General features: G+C 51.7%; 14 protein-coding genes. 1 reads left to right on the top strand and 13 read right to left on the bottom strand.

Annotated features, from left to right (window positions below):
* Positions 1-124: 124 nt before the first annotated feature.
* The 12 genes from AB1I67_RS09890 to AB1I67_RS09835 all read right to left on the bottom strand — a co-directional run bounded on the left by AB1I67_RS09890 (position 125) and on the right by AB1I67_RS09835 (position 12,257).
* The gene (locus tag AB1I67_RS09890) at positions 125-1,387 is read right to left on the bottom strand and encodes an N-acetylmuramoyl-L-alanine amidase (protein ID WP_367029702.1); all 1,263 of its coding nucleotides are present in this window, start codon (positions 1,385-1,387) and stop codon (positions 125-127) included.
* Positions 1,384-2,469 carry a tRNA 2-thiouridine(34) synthase MnmA gene (gene mnmA, locus AB1I67_RS09885; RefSeq protein WP_367032598.1) on the bottom strand — a complete coding sequence of 362 codons (1,086 nt, stop codon included), beginning with the start codon at positions 2,467-2,469 and terminating at the stop codon, positions 1,384-1,386. Before mnmA ends, AB1I67_RS09890 begins: the two co-directional genes overlap by 4 nt.
* Positions 2,463-2,906, bottom strand: coding sequence for a Fe-S cluster assembly scaffold protein NifU (gene nifU, locus AB1I67_RS09880; protein WP_367029701.1), 444 nt, complete (start codon positions 2,904-2,906; stop codon positions 2,463-2,465). The genes mnmA and nifU overlap by 7 nt, the downstream gene beginning before the upstream one ends.
* Positions 2,907-3,023: 117 nt before the next feature.
* Entirely contained in the window at positions 3,024-4,211 is a 1,188-nt protein-coding gene (gene nifS / locus AB1I67_RS09875; RefSeq protein ID WP_367029700.1) for a cysteine desulfurase NifS, read from the bottom strand.
* Positions 4,212-4,426: 215 nt separating this feature from the next.
* Positions 4,427-5,209: an aldolase/citrate lyase family protein gene (locus AB1I67_RS09870; protein ID WP_367029699.1), complete on the bottom strand. Its 783-nt coding sequence runs from the start codon at positions 5,207-5,209 to the stop codon at positions 4,427-4,429.
* A 16-nt stretch (positions 5,210-5,225) separates the two neighbouring features.
* Complete coding sequence (locus AB1I67_RS09865) at positions 5,226-6,329, bottom strand: DctP family TRAP transporter solute-binding subunit (protein WP_367029698.1); 1,104 nt, start codon at positions 6,327-6,329, stop codon at positions 5,226-5,228.
* 42 nt (positions 6,330-6,371) lie between these two features.
* Positions 6,372-7,646, bottom strand: coding sequence for a TRAP transporter large permease (locus AB1I67_RS09860; RefSeq protein ID WP_367029697.1), 1,275 nt, complete (start codon positions 7,644-7,646; stop codon positions 6,372-6,374).
* On the bottom strand, positions 7,643-8,140 hold the full coding sequence (locus AB1I67_RS09855) for a TRAP transporter small permease (protein ID WP_367029696.1): 498 nt from the start codon (positions 8,138-8,140) through the stop codon (positions 7,643-7,645). Before AB1I67_RS09855 ends, AB1I67_RS09860 begins: the two co-directional genes overlap by 4 nt.
* A 30-nt stretch (positions 8,141-8,170) precedes the next feature.
* A complete protein-coding gene (gene dgoD, locus AB1I67_RS09850) occupies positions 8,171-9,319 on the bottom strand; it encodes a galactonate dehydratase (protein WP_367029695.1) in 1,149 nt (382 codons plus the stop codon).
* Positions 9,320-9,635: 316 nt separating this feature from the next.
* Complete coding sequence (locus AB1I67_RS09845) at positions 9,636-10,349, bottom strand: FadR/GntR family transcriptional regulator (RefSeq protein ID WP_367029694.1); 714 nt, start codon at positions 10,347-10,349, stop codon at positions 9,636-9,638.
* A 90-nt stretch (positions 10,350-10,439) separates the two neighbouring features.
* Positions 10,440-11,732 (bottom strand): TRAP transporter large permease, encoded by a 1,293-nt coding sequence (locus tag AB1I67_RS09840; RefSeq protein WP_367029693.1) that lies wholly within the window; start codon positions 11,730-11,732, stop codon positions 10,440-10,442.
* Between the two features lie 3 nt (positions 11,733-11,735).
* Positions 11,736-12,257: a TRAP transporter small permease gene (locus AB1I67_RS09835; RefSeq protein WP_367029692.1), complete on the bottom strand. Its 522-nt coding sequence runs from the start codon at positions 12,255-12,257 to the stop codon at positions 11,736-11,738.
* Between the two features lie 352 nt (positions 12,258-12,609).
* On the opposite strand from AB1I67_RS09835, the gene AB1I67_RS09830 reads away from it, so the two are divergent.
* Positions 12,610-14,205: a polysaccharide biosynthesis protein gene (locus AB1I67_RS09830; protein WP_367029691.1), complete on the top strand. Its 1,596-nt coding sequence runs from the start codon at positions 12,610-12,612 to the stop codon at positions 14,203-14,205.
* 23 nt (positions 14,206-14,228) lie between these two features.
* Here the strand turns inward: AB1I67_RS09830 and AB1I67_RS09825 are convergent, their stop codons facing one another.
* The gene (locus AB1I67_RS09825) at positions 14,229-16,274 is read right to left on the bottom strand and encodes a response regulator (protein ID WP_367029690.1); all 2,046 of its coding nucleotides are present in this window, start codon (positions 16,272-16,274) and stop codon (positions 14,229-14,231) included.
* Between the last annotated feature and the right edge of the window lie 131 nt (positions 16,275-16,405).

The following is a 16,405-nucleotide window of genomic DNA, read 5'->3' as shown; positions in this document are numbered from 1 at the left end:
GCCCTGCTTTTTTCATTGCCAGGAGCTTAGTGCTTGCTGCCGACGGCAAACCAGCAGCCTCACCCCGCATCCAAAACCCCGGCGCCCGTTCCCGGACGTACCCCTCGACTGAATCCACAAAACATTATCTCCCAAAAAACTGATCCACTCCATCCGCCAGCCCCGTCCCCAGCGTATCCAACGTTGAAGCAGAATGATCCGAAGCCTTATCCCCCAGCTCAATATCAATGGACGGGACCGTCGAAAATGAGGTCTGGGTCAGATCCATCTCCATCTTCCCGTTGGAAAAGATCTTAACGCCCGCACCCTTTAACCCGGATATCAGGCTGTCGCCCAACGCGTGATGCTCCTGCCAATGGGAAGCCACCGGCTCCATGGCGCGGTAGGATGCCACATTCGGCACGCTCATATAAAAAGCGCCCTTGTTGCTGGTGGTAGAATCCCAGTGCAGTGCAATATGGCAGTCCGCCATATTATTGGCTATCACGGTGCGGGCCACATTGTCAAGCTGCACATCATCGCTCTCGCGGATCATCAGCACATCATATCCCCTGGCAAGCAGCTTATCCTTCAGCACCTTTGCCATCGCCAGCGTTACTTTCGCCTCAGCTGTGCCATCCGAAAACTGCATTCCGCTGGAAACCGCCACTGCCGTGGTGGCCCCCGCCCCGGTGGTACCTCCGGTCACCTTGGGCGTGCCGTCCGGATGACACTGGGTCTTTACGCTGGAGCCGCCTTTGGTCCCATGTCCCGCATTGACGCAGACCACTTTATTTTTCCGGTTGGACTGTGCGCGGTACAAAACCGCCTGACCGGAATTGATCTTTGAAAATCCCGCGTACTTCCAGTCTGGATTCAATGACACCAGGCCGTCTTCTGATACGCCTGCCCCCGCTGCTCCCGCCTCTGCTGCCGCAGTGTTCTCCGGGACCTGGGGTTTTTCAGAAACCAGATACTGGGAAGCCACATAGCACTCTCTTCCCTGGTATTCCACACGGCTCCAGGAATCGCTGTATCCGGTACGTTTAAGCTCCGCCCCGGTATTTACAACCGCCACAACCTCTGCTCCTGGCTGGGGAGCCACGCGCACGTTGAGATCTGTGGCATTCACATACACCATCTCATCCCGCGCTTCCATGGCAGGTGCAGTCTCCGTGGTCAACGCCGCCTCCACCGAACTGCTCTCCGCTACCGGCGCGCTGCCAGAGAGTCCGCTGTCTGCCTGACCCGCGCCAGCCTTATCACCGTCCGGCGCACCTGCTTCCGACGGTCCTTCAACCGTCTGCACCTGCGGAATCGCCACCTTCTCATATTTCCCTGCTCCGCAGCCGCTCACCGTCAGAGCTGCCGCAGCCAGCATACCAAGCACAACCAGATTCTTTTTCATCGTATCGTTCCTCCGCCTACTACATAATCTCCGTCATAGAACACGACAGCCTGTCCCGGCGTCACCGCACGCACCTTTTCCAGGAACCGGCACTCCACCAGCCCTTCCCCGGCTTCCCGGATCACGCAGGGCGCGCCCTTGTGGCTGTAACGGATCTTTGCCATGACCTGCATTTCCTTTCCATGCAGGCCGTCGACTGCCATCCAGTTGAGTTTATCACAGATCAGGGAATCCGTAAACACATCTTCTGAATCCCCGATGACCACTTCGTTTGTCTCAGGGCGGATCTCCACCACGAATACCGGCCGGCCCATGGACAGGTTCAGGCCTTTCCTCTGCCCCACCGTGTAGTGGGTGATGCCCTCATGACGGCCCAGCACATTGCCGTCCATGTCCACAAAATTCCCCGGTCCCGGGACCGCGTCCGAATTCTCCTCGATGAATTTCGCGTAGTCATGATCCGGGATAAAGCAGATCTCTTGGCTGTCGGCCTTGTGGGCCACGTTAAGCCCAAGCTCCTCCGCCATCTTCCGAATCTCATCCTTGGTGTATTCCCCCACCGGCATCAGCGTGTGGGCAAGCTGGTCCTGAGTCAGGTTATAGAGGGCGTAGGTCTGGTCCTTCGCCGCCGTCGCCGACTTTTTCAGAGCATATCTGCCGCCTGGAAGCTGCTCCACCCGGGCGTAATGGCCCGTGGCGATATAATCCGCGCCAATGTCCATGCTGCGCTTTAACAGCGACTCCCATTTTACATAACGGTTGCAGGCAATACAGGGATTGGGGGTCCGCCCGCGCAGATACTCCTCCACAAAATAATCCATCACACTGGCCTTAAACTCCCGCTTGAAGTTCATCACATAATAGGGGATACCAAGCTGCCAGGCCACCCGTCTCGCATCGTCCACGGCGCTGAGGCCACAGCATCCGCCGTTCTCCTGCTGCACGGTCTCTTCCTCGTCCTGCCAGATCTGCATGGTGACTCCGATCACCTCATACCCCTGCTGCGTCAAAAGCCAGGCGGCCACCGAAGAATCGACGCCGCCTGACATACCTACCACTACCTTTTTATTCTGATTCAATATTCCTCATCCCCATCATCTTCATGTTCACTGATATCGCTGACCGGCTTTTTCAGGCCATCGATCTGGATCCCGTTCTTCTGTGCATAATCCCACAGCGCCGCATGGATCGCTTCCTCTGCCAACAAAGAACAGTGTACCTTAACTGGCGGCAATCCGTCAAGTGCTTCCATCACCGCTTTGTTGGTAATGGTCAGGGCTTCCTGGACGGTCTTGCCTTTTACCAGCTCAGTCGCCATGCTGCTGGTAGCCACAGCCGCCCCACAGCCGAAGGTCTTAAACTTCACGTCGCGGATGACCTGGTTCTCGTCAATGTCCAGATACATCCTCATGATATCGCCGCACTTGGCGTTTCCTACGGTGCCAACGCCGCTGGGGTTTTCAAGTTCTCCTACGTTTCTTGGATGCTCAAAATGATCCATCACTTTTTCTGTATACATAATTATTTTTCTCCTTTATCTTATCATTTTAATCTGTCTGTTCCAGGCCGTGCGTCATATTTCCCACCGCCCCGGCAGTAATACCTGCAATCACTTTACCGCTTCATTTATGCAGGCTTATTTCGCCTGTTTCTTCATAAAATCCTCATAGAGCGGGGACATTCCACGCAGCCGCTCAAGGATCGCCTTAAGGCTGTCAACCACATAGTCCATCTCCTCCTGTGTGTTCTCCTCGCTTAAGGTCAGCCGCAGAGACCCGTGTGCAATCTCATGAGGCAGGCCGATCGCCAGCAGCACATGGGAGGGATCTAAAGACCCGGAAGTACATGCAGAACCGCTGGAACCGCAGATGCCCTTGCTGTCCAACAGGATCAGCAGCGATTCCCCTTCCACAAACTGGAACGAAAAATTTACATTGTTCGGCAGACGGTTGACACGCTGCCCATTGATACGGGTGTAAGGGATCTCAGCCATCACCCGGTCCATCAGGTAATCACGAAGCTGCGCCTCTTTCTCCGCCCGCTCCTCTAAGGTCTCCATGGCGATCTCCGCCGCCTTCCCAAGACCCACGATGCCCGGCACATTCTCCGTGCCTGCGCGGCGCTTGCGCTCCTGGGCGCCGCCGTGGACAAAGGAGCGGATCTTCACTCCAGTGCGGATATATAAGAACCCAATGCCCTTCGGCCCGCTTATCTTGTGGCCGCTGGCACTCATCATATCAATATGGTACTCGTCCACATTCACCGGCACATGTCCGTATGCCTGTACCGCGTCGGTGTGGAACAGGATGCCGTGCTCCTTTGCGATCTCGCCGATCTCCTTCACCGGCTGGATCGTCCCGATCTCATTGTTGGCAAACATGATGGTGATCAGGATCGTGGTCGGCCGGATCGCCTTCTTAAGCTCTTCTAACTTTACCACACCATTCTCATCCACGTCCAGATACGTCACCTCAAATCCGTGCTGCTCCAGGTAATGGCAGGTGTGCAATACCGCATGGTGTTCAACCTTACTGGTAATGATGTGATTGCCTTTCGCCTGGTACGCATCGGCAGCCGCCTTGATCGCCCAGTTGTCCGACTCGGAACCGCCTGCCGTGAAATAGATCTCATTGGTCTTTGCACCAATGGACCCGGCGATGATCTCCCGCGCCCGCGTCACCGCCTCTTTCGACGGGGATGCAAAATCGTATACGGAAGACGGGTTGCCGTAAAGCTCCGTAAAATACGGAAGCATGGCTTCCACAACCTCCGGCCTTGTCTTGGTCGTCGCCGCATTATCAAGATATATCATTTTCTTATCCATATATAAAACTCCACCTTTCCGGAATATTTTACCCACAACTGTATTATACTCTTTATTTCCTAGTATTTCAATATGAATTAACTATTTTTATCAATATTTTTAGCGGTATAGTTATATTCTATGCAAATCAATGAAAAAGTTTTAGGGCAGAAAACAGAGCTGCTGCTCCGGCAGATCACCCATCCGCCTTTGCAACAGCTCTTATCTACTCACTTCTATCTATTCACATATCCCCGAAACACATCCGTCAGCTTTCTGCATGAATCCGCGAAGATCCCTACATCCACAGAATAGGAAATATACTGGACACCCGCGTCAATCCACATCTTCATCGTCTCCTCCGAATCGGTAAACGTGCCAATTACCACACCGTTTTCCTTTGCTGCCGCAATCATCTCCTTCATGGCCTCCACAACTCTCGGGTGGGTGGTCTGCCCTGGGATCCCCAGGCTTTGGGACAGGTCATAAGGTCCTATGAACACAATATCAATCCCTTCCACCGCAAGGATCTCTTTCATGTTTGCGATAGCCTCCGTCCCTTCTAACTGCGCAATAACGAGCGTATCATTGGCATCGGTAAAATAATCCTGGCCGGACATGGTAGAATATCTGGCAGCGCGCACAAACCTGCACACGCCCCTCTCCCCTGCCGGGTAAAATTTTGCGATCTTTACGGCTTCACGGGCCTGGGATGCATTTGTGATCTGCGGGATCTCCACTGCTGCCGCTCCAATGTCAAGTGCTTTTCCAATCGCCTCCTCCGTGATAGCCGGTACCCTGACCACCGGCAGGATTCCCGCCACCTGCGCGCCCCGGATATTGTTTTGCATACTTTCTATGCTGACCGGCCCATGCTCCATATCCAGGATCGCAAAATCCATTCCGGCCCAGCCCGCTGCCTCAACAAATGCAGGGTCACAGGTCTTCATGAAAGGACCAAATACCGGCTGGCCTGAATTTATCTTTTTTCTAAATTCCTGAAGCAGATTTGCATTCATAGTGCCTTGCCCCTCCCTATCTGATCGCTTCCAGCTCTGATTTTAAAGTTGCAATGATCTCAGCGCCCACTTTTTTCTCAACACCGTCCCACACAGAGGCCGTCTTGTCACGGAACACCTGCTTCTGCTCATCCGTCAGCTCCGTCACTTCGCACCCCTCGTCTATCAGCGCTTTCTTAAGCTCCTCTACCTGCTGGCGGTTCAGCTCCCGTTCCGCAATGGTATATGCCTCACCAGCTTCGCGCAGCACCTTCTGGATCTCCGGGTCAAGCTCCTCAAACATCGCTTTAGAATAGAGCATCAGCTGCGGGGAATAGATATGGTTGGTGCAGGTGATAAACTTATTGACTTCCTGGATCCGCGCAGAGTAAAAATTCGGGATCGGGTTTTCCTGGCCGTCTATCGTCCCCTGCTGCAAAGCGGTAAATACCTCTGACCAGCTCATCGGTGTCGGGCTTGCCCCCATATCCTCCCACGCCTCAATATGAAACTGATTCTCCATGGTTCGGATCTTGAGCCCCTTCAGATCATCCGGCTTTGTCACGGTATGCTTTGAGTTTGTCAGATCCCTGAATCCATTTTCGTTCCATGCAAGATTCACCAGGCCCTTTTCATCCAGTTTCTGCGTCAGCAGCTGTCCGATCTCCCCGTCAATGACCGCATCCGCCTCTGCAGGTCCGTTAAACAGAAACGGGATATCAAATATTGCCAGCTCCGGCACCAGGCCCACAAGCGGCGCAGTAGAGGTGTTTACCATCTCAAGCTCCCCTGCACGGCATGCCTCCGTCGCCTTGGTATCATCGCCGATCTGTGCGCCGTAATATACCTCGACCTTTACCCGTCCATTGGTTTTTTCCTCCACCATAGGCTTAAATACATTGATCGCTGCCTGTACTGTAGGCGCGCTCTCATTCGAACCGTTGGACAGCTTGATCACCAGTTCTGCATTTGAAGTGTCAACCCCCGCCTCGCCAGCCGCCGGTCCCTGTGCCGCCGCGGTCGTGCCTGCCGCATCAGAAGCAGCCGGAGCCTGCGTCTTTGCGCTGTCCATTCCACAGCCCGCCAACATCTGAGCTGCCACCATCACTGCCATTGAAACTCCCAATACTCTTTTTTTCATATCCTGTTTCTCCTTTATAATTTATTTTAAATTTCAGTTCCATCATCCAAAGTGTGTCGGCACATACATGATCAGAGCCGGCATATAGGTGATCATAAACAAGATCGCAAACATAACTGCCAAAAACGGCCAGATGTTTTTAATCAAATCCACCAATTTCACTTTTCCAAGCCCTACTCCCACATACAGAACATTGCCTACCGGCGGAGTTGCCAGACCGATGCAAAGGTTGCAGACCATCACCACGCCAAGATAGATCGGATCAAGCCCAAAGGACTTGGCGATCGGGATCAGGATCGGGGCCAGGATCATAATCGCCGGACCGCTGTCCATCACACAGCCCACAAGGATCAGGAGAACATTGACCAGCAGCATAAAGACATAGGCGTTATCCGTAAAGGACAGGATAAGATCCGCCAAAAGCTGCGGGATATTGGCTGTTGTGATCAGATATGCCGCAACATTGGCCGCGCCGACCACCATCATCATCACCGCCGTGCCCCTGCATGCTTTCGCTATGATCCGGGGCAGAGAACCGGGCTTCATCTCCCGATAGACAAACAGCGCTACAATCAGCGCATACAGCACTGCAAGCGCCGCAGTCTCCGTGGCGGTCGCCACACCAGTGATAATGCAGCCCACAATAAATACCGGCAGCAGCACTGCCCAAATAGCATTTTTAAATGCAACCGCAACTTCTTTGGCCGTAGATCTCCTCCCCACCGGATAATCCGCTTTTCTCATATTGATAAACCATGCAACCATAAGGCCAAGCCCGATGAGGATGCCTGGAACCATACCGCCGAGGAACATCTTGACAACGGAGACCTCTCCGATCACAGCATAGATGATCATCTGCGTGCTGGGTGGGATGATCGGTCCGATACAGCCTGCCGCACATATTACGCTCGTGCTTTTCTCCTTGTTATACCCACTCTGTTCCATGATCGGAAGCACCACGCTGCCGACAGCCGTGGTGTCTGCTACTGCACTGCCGGATATTCCGGCAAATACCATGCTGGCCAGAATCCCCACATAACCCAGGCCGCCTTTAAAATGCCCAAGAAGCGCATTGGCAAAGCCGACGATCCGCTTGGATATCCCGCCTTCGTTCATGATCTCTCCCGCAAGCATGAAAAACGGGATCGCCAGAAGCGGAACACTGTCACAACCGATAATAAAGCTCTGGGCCAGTTTTAACGTCGTCATATTCCCCTGTGCCAGCATCATGCATACAGCCGTGCCGATAAGGGACAGCGCAACCGGAACCCCGATCAAAATCAATGTAAATAAGCTGAATAAAAATATCCAAATCACGATCTCTCACCATCCTTTCCCAGCATTTCCTGCACACCGCTTATAAACCGTGATAAAAACTGCAGCATCATATAGCACAGGCTGATGGGAGCTATGGCATAAACCAGGCCATGCCGTACGCCCAGAGCCGACGATCTCCAGTCCCACTGCGTCATTGAGTATTTGATCCCGCCCTGAACCAGCATTGCCAGCAGGAATATGGAAATCGCATACGCAAGGAGTTCCACCAGCTTTCTGACTTTTTCCGGCAGCATGTGCACAATGAAATCCAGCCTCATATGCTCCGACCGGTCATTTGCGATCACCACTCCGACAAACGTCACCCAAATGAACAAAAACCTGGACAGCTCCTCCGCCCACGGAATCGTCGAACGAAAAAAATATCTCATAAACACGTTCACCAGGACGGTGATGGTAAGTATGCTCCCTATCATAATAAGGAATTTTTCAATGATATTGATGATCACTGAATTGATACGTTCAAATGTTTTCAATCTCCTGCCCTCCAATACAACAAACAATCATCACCACTCTGCAACAGAACCATCGCTGTGTCTCCACACCGGGTTCTTCCAGGAATGAGGCGTCCTGTTCTCTTCTATCACAAGCGCCTTATTCATCTCCACTCCAATCCCTGGTTTACATGGCATTTTTACAAAACCGTTTTCAAATGCAAAGTCATCCTTATTTGTGACATAATCAAGCACCGTCTTGCCTACATTATAGTGAATCCCCATACTCTGCTCCTGGATCACCGCATTGTAGGAGGTTGCATCCACCTGCAGACATGCCCCCAGCGCGATCGGCCCGAGCGGGCAATGGGGCGCCAGCGCCACATCATAAGCCTCCGCCATACTGGCTATCTTTTTCACTTCCGTGATGCCTCCTGCATGTGATAAGTCCGGCTGGATGATATCCACGCCGCCAATCTTTAAAAGACGTTTAAAATCATACCTGGAAAACAGCCGTTCCCCGGTTGCAATCGGTATATTACAGGCTCTCGCTATCTCCGGGAACTCCTCCATATTTTCACAAAGCACCGGTTCTTCAATAAACATAGGATCAAACTCTTCCAGTTTTTTAGCAAGGATCTTCGCCATCGGCTTGTGTACCCGTCCATGGAAATCCACCGCAATACCAAAATATTTACCGCAGGACTGCCTGATCGCAGCCACCCGCTCCAGCACCTCGTCAAGCTTTTCATATGTATCGATGAACTGCAGCTCCTCTGTAGCATTCATCTTGACTGCCGTAAATCCCTGGTCCATTTTTTCCTTCGCTGCTGCGCCGACATCATGCGGCCTGTCTCCGCCAACCCAGGAATATACTTTTATCCGGTCACGGCATTTCCCGCCCATCAGCTCATAGACCGGGGCATTAAAAACCTTGCCTTTGATATCCCACAGAGCCTGGTCGATTCCAGATATCGCACTCATCAGCACGCCGCCGCCGCGATAGAATCCCGCCCGGTACAGCACATTCCAGATATCCTCGATTCTGGACGGATCGCTGCCGATCAAATAGGACCTCATCTCCCGGACGCAGGAGAGAACTGCATCCGCATGGCCTTCCAGTACCCCTTCCCCCCAGCCGCTTATGCCTTCATCTGTAATAACCTCTACAAACCCCCATCTGGGCCTGACATAATAAGTGTTTACCTCCATAATCTTCATATGTCTCTTTTAAACCACCTTTTATTTTTTATAAAGTCTTCAGACGTCTGTTCTCGATTATAGCACAGGTTTTTCGACATTTCAACCAATTTATCTCTGTTTTTAAGGTAAAAAGTGTACAAATATTTCATTATTTTTTATATACATTATATAATACGGCATCACTCTCTTCAGATCTTCCAGCCATATCTTCAGATGTTTATATTTTATTTTGCAAAAATTGTTCAGATGATTTTACACAACTTTTAAGAGCACAAAAAAACAGACTGCATCGGATCTTCGTTTCCGATGCAGTCTGTTTTCAGTTATGCAGCCTTTATTCGTTCACACTATAATTCTCATCCATCTCCAGATTTCTAAAATATTCACGATTATAGATCAAATGCAGCCGCATGGCGTCCTCCGCCCACAGGGAATCATGCGTTCTGATCGCCTCCATGAGTTCCATGTGCATTTGAATGGTCTCTTTTTTCAGCTGGCGCTTGGTGCGTATTGTAAAATAATTGACCGCTTCCGCAATAAGGGGTGTAAGGTTCGGCACCACAATATTGTTGCTCAGTTCAGCAATTTTTTTATGGAAAGCAATATCATCCTCAATATACTCCTCTTCCAGTTCCACCTTTTTTTTCAGGATATCATGTATCTGTGACAACTCCTCAATCCCTTTTTCCGTGGCATTCTTAGCCGCCATAGCTGCGATGGGCGGCTCAATGATCAGACGGATCTCCATCAGATCATGCGCCAGCTTCTGTTTATCCTTGATAAAATCCATCCCTAACGGATCGTTGGACACCCCCATCCTGGGCGAAACAAAGGTACCTGCCCCATGCCGGACCTCCAATATATTAGAAAATGCCAACGACTTCACAGCTTCCCGGATTGTGCTCCTTCCCACGCCAAACAGCTCTGCCAGCTCCGGCGCTGGTGGGATCTTATCTCCGCCTTTTAAATTCTGCTGTATGATATATTCTTTTATTTCATCTGCCACCGTATCTGCTAATGGCCTTTTGTTATCAAAATCCTGCCTCATTCCATTCCTCCGTACACGCCATACATACCCTTTAAAGCATATACTTAGTTTATATCATGCCGGCAGCAATAATGCAACTTTAACTATTGCTTATCCCAGCACCTGCGGCAGCCAAAGGCTGATAGCCGGCACAAAGGTGATCAAAAGCAGGGTTACGATCATGCACAGGTAGAATGGCAGGGTCGCCTTTACCACCTTCTCCATGGGCAGCTTCGCCACCGCGGAACCGATGAACAGGACTGCTCCAACTGGAGGCGTCAGAAGGCCGATACCGCAGTTGAGCACTACAATGATACCAAACTGGATCGGATCGATCCCGATGGAGGTCGCGATCGGAAGCAGGATCGGCGTTGCGATCAGGATGATGGGCGCCATATCCATAATGCAGCCCAGAACCAGCAGGATCAGGTTTAAGAGCAGGGCCAGCAGGATCGGATTGGTGGTCAGTCCGGTGATCGCATTGGCTGCCAGGTCCGGCACATGCAGACGGGTCAGGCAGTAACCGAAGATGCTGGAAGTGGCGATCAGGATCAGTACGATGGACAGGGTTTCCACGCAGTCCCCCAGCACCCGCCATACGCCTTTCCAATTCAGGCCTTTGTATATGTACACACTGACGATCAGGCTGTAGATAACGGCAATGGCTGCAGACTCCGTTGCCGTGAACAGGCCGCCGACTACTCCGACCACTACGATCAGAACTGCTGCCAGCGCCCAGAAGGAAACGCTGAGCTGTTTGAGCAGGTTTTTCATGCTGAACTTATCACCCTTCGGGTAGTTCCGCTTCACTGAAATAATATAAGATCCAACCATAAGGGACGCCGCCAGCAGAGCACCCGGGATATATCCGGCCAGGAACAGGCTTCCTACGGAAATACCGCCTGCAGTGGTCGCATAGATTACCATGTTGTGGCTGGGAGGCACCAGCAGCCCTTCACAGGAAGAGGTGATCGTAACAGCCGTTGAGAAATCCGCATCGTATCCCTGATCCACCATCATCGGGATCAGAAGGGAGCCAAGAGACGCCGTATCCGCTGCCGCCGAGCCGGAAATCCCGCCGAAAAAGTAAGATGCAACAATATTTACCATCGCCATACCGCCCCGCATCCAGCCCACACAGGCGTTGGCGAGCGCGATCAGTTTTTCTGAAATGCCGCCCGTTCCCATCAGGCAGCCCATAACGATAAAGAACGGCACCGCCATCAGGCTGAAGGAGCTGATGCCCTTTACCATCTGCTGGCAGATGGTGGTCAGCGGCAGTCCCTGGCTCAAGAGGCACAAAACCGCAGAGAGCGCCACCGCATATGCGATGGGAAACCGCAGGAAAATCATTAAAAAGAAACTGGCAAGCAATATAAAAATAGCTAAGGTATCTCCGCTCATCTGTTAATCCTCCTTTCCAAGAACAATCTCTTTGACATGGTTATATAACGCCTCCAATTCAAATATCACCATAGCGATACCTGCAAGAGGAACCGGGAAATACATCCAGAAACGGGAAACGGACGGCATACTCACGTAAGAACCTTTCCCACCAATCTGGACCGCATATTTCCAGCCCACCACGATCATGATCATTGCAAGGATCAGGACGCAGAGATCAGAAAGGATATCCAGGCCTTTCACCGCCATTTTGGGCAGATAGTTATCAAATGCCGTCATCCGGATATGGGCTCCCCTGCGGATCGCAAGGGCAGCAGACAGTACCGCCATATAGCACATACAGGTAAGGACTACCTCCTCCGTCCATGCCGGATCCGGAATGAACGGGGCATAACGCCCCAACACTGACATACAGGTGATCAGGATGTCTGTCACCAACAGCATTTTGCAGAGAAACATGACAAATTGATACACTCTGTCATACACCGGTTTAAACCGGTCAATCCTTTGAAATACAGATACCATAATATTCCCCCTTTTCATGATAAACGGCTGTCGCTCCAGGCAGTTACAGCGACCGCACTTTTATAGCCATATTATATCGGATGAAACTTCAAAATAATATCGTAACATTTTGCGAATCCTAGTAAAATCTTAACTATTTTTATGTATTTTGCACAAAAATAATGCCTGTTAAGATTTCTTAACAGGCAATTTTAACAACATCTTAGCGCATTTCACTAAAATGCATCAAATCTGCTTTCCGTAATGCTCCTTAAATCTTTCTAAAGATTTGTCTTGCTTTCACATTGTATTTTCATAAACCATTCTTTACAGCCATACACTGTAACAATACTCCCACCCTACGGAGTCCCACATGAACCCAAAGTTTCATCTGACCGAAAAAAAGCGTGCTTTCCTGGCAGGCACACTCCTTCTGACCTGCACCGGATTTGCCTGCCGTGTCCTTGGCTTCTTTTACCGCATTTTCCTCTCCCGCACCATCGGCGCGGAAGGGCTTGGCATCTACAACATGATCCATCCGGTATTCGGCATCTGCTTCGCGCTGTGCGCCGGTTCCATCCAGACGGCGCTGTCCCAGTACATAGCCTCCCACATGGAAAAAGGGCGCTCGGTATTCCGTACCGGGCTTGTTCTGTCCATGATCATGTCCTTTGTGCTGGCCTACCTGATCTGCCGCCACTCTGTATTTCTCGCCACCTACATCCTGATGGAGCCTCAGTGCGCGCCCTACCTCCCACTCATGGGGATCTCAGTGCCGTTTGCAGCCTTCCACGCCTGCATCAACGGTTACTATTATGGGATGCAAAAAGCAAAAGTCCCGGCATTTTCCCAGGTCGTTGAACAGGTCATACGTATGGCTGTGGTCTTTTGGATCGCCGGAGCCTGGATAGAAAAAGGCGGCGTCATCACCGTACATCTTGCAGTCATGGGACATTTGATCGGTGAGATCGCTTCAGCAGTCTACACCTTTCTGTGTATGTGCTTCTGTCCGCCGCAGCCCCGGTCAGGGAATGCATCCGCTGCCGCCGGAGGCTCAAACGGCCTGTCAGGCGCCGCCGGGGGTGGTGATTCCGACACATTCTACACCCGCCTGATCGCTTCCGCAGCCCCGCTGATGGCCCTGGCCCTTCCCCTGATGGGCAACCGGCTGGTGCTCAACATCCTTGCCAGCGCGGAGGCCATCTGGATTCCCAGCCGTCTGCAGATGTCGGGCCTAAGCAGCTCCGATGCCTTTTCCGTCTACGGCGTACTGACCGGTATGGCGCTCCCATTCATTTTATTTCCCTCCGCCATCACTAATTCCATGGCGGTCCTGCTGCTTCCAAGCGTAGCGCAGGCGCAGGCAGAAGGAAAAAAGGGCAGCATCGCAGCAAGCATTTCCCTGTCCCTGCGGTACAGCCTCTATATGGGAATCCTTTGCATCGGCATCTTCGTGCTGTTCGGGATGCCTTTGGGCACCAGCGTATTTCACGATAAATCCGCCGGTTTTTATATTGAGATCCTGGCATGGCTCTGCCCTTTTCTGTATCTTGCCACCACTATGGGCAGTATCCTAAACGGTCTTGGCCGGACCCGCACCACCTTTTTGCAGAACACCGCGGCCCTGCTCCTGCGCATTGCTTTTGTTCTTTTTGGAATCCCTCTGTTGGGGATCCAGGGTTACCTGTGCGGAATGCTTGCCAGTGAGATCTTCCTGGCGCTGATGCACCTGTACTCTTTAAAAAAGCTTGTGCCTTTCACCTGGAATGCATGGGAGATGATCGTCAAGCCATCTGTTCTTTTGATGATCTCAGTAGGCATCCATTTTTTCACTGCCGGCATCCATCCTTTTTCCGGGAAGCTGCCTCTGTTCGCCGAAACTGCCGTCCGTATCCTGTTTTTATGTTTCTGCTACGGCGGCCTGCTGCTGGTATTCCATTTTGCAAAAAACGGCAGGGACGCCGGTTGATCCCGCGCTCCCTGCCTGCTTCATTACTCCCCACTGTTTTTCATGAAACCGTCAATCACCTGGTACAGCCACTCCATATTGAGAGGCTTTGCCAAATGACCATTCATCCCGGCTTCCCTGGACATTTCCACATCTTCAGTAAATGCATCTGCGGTCATTGCCAGGACGGGGACCCCGGCCGCATCCTTCCTGTCAAGCGCCCGGATTCTCCGCGTCGCCGTATATCCATTCATTACCGGCATCTGGACATCCATCAGGATAAGATCATAATAAAATTCTGGTGATGCCGCGAACATCCCCACGCCCAGTTCCCCATTTTGGGCATATTCTACCGCTGCCCCGGCAGATACAAGGAATTCCTGGGCGATCTCCAGATTCAGTTCGTTATCCTCCACCACCAGAAATGTTTTCCCTGAAAAATCATACACAGGCCGCTCGCTTCCCCCAATGGCAGTCTCTCCCCTCAAACAGCGTTCCAGGCTGCGGGTCAGTGTAGAGCGGTAGAGCGGCTTCTGCAAAAAACCGCTGACTCCCATCTTCAGTACTTCTTCCTCAATATCCGACCAGTCATAAGCCGAGATCATCATGATCGGCAGCGCCTCCCCCATCTTTTCGCGGATCAGGGCTGCCGTCTGTTTCCCATCCATGCCCGGCATCTTCCAGTCAAGGATCACAGCGTCGTATCCCTCTCCCCGCAGGTATGCTTCCTCCACTTTGGATACTGCATCATATCCGGTAAATGCACTGTCAGCAGACGCTCCGCATTCCCTCAGCACATGGAGCGCATACTCTGCAGCGCACCGGTCGTCATCCGCCACCAGGACCCTGGCTTTTGAAAGCTTTATATCATCCGTTTTGGAGATATCGATCTTTAAAGGCAGATCAACCGTAAAGACTGACCCTTTGTTCTGTTCACTGGTGACAGAAATCGTTCCGCCCAGCAGTTCCACGATCTTCTTCGCAATCGCCATCCCCAGTCCAGATCCCTCCGTCTTGTCCACACGGCTGTCCTCCTCCCGGGTGAACACCTCAAAGATATGGTTTAGGAATTCAGGTTCAATACCGATCCCTGTATCTGTAAACTTGAATATAAACCGGGCTGTCTCCGTGCCGGCCCCCGGCTTTTCCTCCACATCCATAGTCACCGAACCACCCCTGGGAGTGAACTTGCAGGCGTTGGACAGGATATTGATAAACACCTGCCGGATGCGCAGGGAATCGCTGTAAAAGTACTCGTGCTGCACGTTATGGAGACGTACAGAAAAGTCCAGACCCTTTTCCTCATATTCCGGCCGCATGATCGTCACGATATCTTCCGTCAGCTCCGGAAGGTACAAAGGGCTCATGGAAACAGCCATTTTTCCGCTCTCAATCTTTGACATGTCCAAAACATCATTGATCAGGCTTAGAAGATGCTGGCTGGAAAGGGATATCTTTTTCAAGCAGTCCTTCATCCTCACCTGATTATCCAGATGAGCGGCAGCAATCTCTGTCATCCCGGCAATAGCATTCATCGGAGTGCGGATATCGTGGGACATACGGGAAAGGAAATCTGATTTTGCCATATTCGCCTGCTTCTCCCGGCGCAGCGCTTCCTCCAGATCCCCCTGGATCTTAGCATGCTCCTGCTCTACATGCACCATCAGGCTGGTGATATCCTGGAAGGTGCTGTAGATCACTCTGCACCCGTCAATATAATCATCCGTTAAGGTGCCGACGATCTGGATCCAGTGGCAGGAACCGCCCTTCACCGGCATCCTGCAGGTTGCATAATACCTCTGCTCCCCGTTCTCAAGTGCCGTTCTCAGGGCAGCAGCGATCTTTTCGTATTCCTTCTCATAGCCTTCATAATATTTCCCAACGCTCTTGAACAGCCTGTGATATTCCTCCTTGGAGTATCCCGTACTGGAATAATAGCTGTCATTGGCCCACAGAACAGTGAAATCTTCATCCAGCCTGTGTTTGCTCACACTGACGCCTATGGAATTCATCAATGTATCATATTCGTCAATCGTATTTAACCGGGGATTGGCCGTTGCGTCAAACGCGCTTTCCTTATCCGTATCCATACTTTTTCCCTTCTGCCCATCCGGATCACATACCTTCAGTACCTGTCTTTCATAACCTTTATCATCATATCACATTTCTGTTCAAAAGTCTATGGCGCCGCAGGGCGTAGAGTTTTTTTACATACTATGTT

Origin of the sequence: Clostridium sp. AN503, from assembly GCF_040719375.1 — a bacterium.
GTDB lineage: Bacteria > Bacillota > Clostridia > Lachnospirales > Lachnospiraceae > Brotaphodocola.
Note: the sequence above shows the minus strand (reverse complement) of the source record. Positions and strands in the feature narration are given on the sequence as shown.

What these genes read in the sequence shown, in the direction of transcription:
- AB1I67_RS09890 (WP_367029702.1), bottom strand. Translation starts at nt 1,387, where the DNA reads ATGAAAAAGAATCTGGTTGTGCTTGGTATGCTGGCTGCGGCAGCTCTG.
- nifU (WP_367029701.1), bottom strand. Translation starts at nt 2,906, where the DNA reads ATGTATACAGAAAAAGTGATGGATCATTTTGAGCATCCAAGAAACGTA.
- nifS (WP_367029700.1), bottom strand. Translation starts at nt 4,211, where the DNA reads ATGGATAAGAAAATGATATATCTTGATAATGCGGCGACGACCAAGACA.
- AB1I67_RS09870 (WP_367029699.1), bottom strand. Translation starts at nt 5,209, where the DNA reads ATGAATGCAAATCTGCTTCAGGAATTTAGAAAAAAGATAAATTCAGGC.
- AB1I67_RS09865 (WP_367029698.1), bottom strand. Translation starts at nt 6,329, where the DNA reads ATGAAAAAAAGAGTATTGGGAGTTTCAATGGCAGTGATGGTGGCAGCT.
- dgoD (WP_367029695.1), bottom strand. Translation starts at nt 9,319, where the DNA reads ATGAAGATTATGGAGGTAAACACTTATTATGTCAGGCCCAGATGGGGG.
- AB1I67_RS09845 (WP_367029694.1), bottom strand. Translation starts at nt 10,349, where the DNA reads ATGAGGCAGGATTTTGATAACAAAAGGCCATTAGCAGATACGGTGGCA.
- AB1I67_RS09840 (WP_367029693.1), bottom strand. Translation starts at nt 11,732, where the DNA reads ATGAGCGGAGATACCTTAGCTATTTTTATATTGCTTGCCAGTTTCTTT.
- AB1I67_RS09835 (WP_367029692.1), bottom strand. Translation starts at nt 12,257, where the DNA reads ATGGTATCTGTATTTCAAAGGATTGACCGGTTTAAACCGGTGTATGAC.
- AB1I67_RS09830 (WP_367029691.1), top strand. Translation starts at nt 12,610, where the DNA reads ATGAACCCAAAGTTTCATCTGACCGAAAAAAAGCGTGCTTTCCTGGCA.
- AB1I67_RS09825 (WP_367029690.1), bottom strand. Translation starts at nt 16,274, where the DNA reads ATGGATACGGATAAGGAAAGCGCGTTTGACGCAACGGCCAATCCCCGG.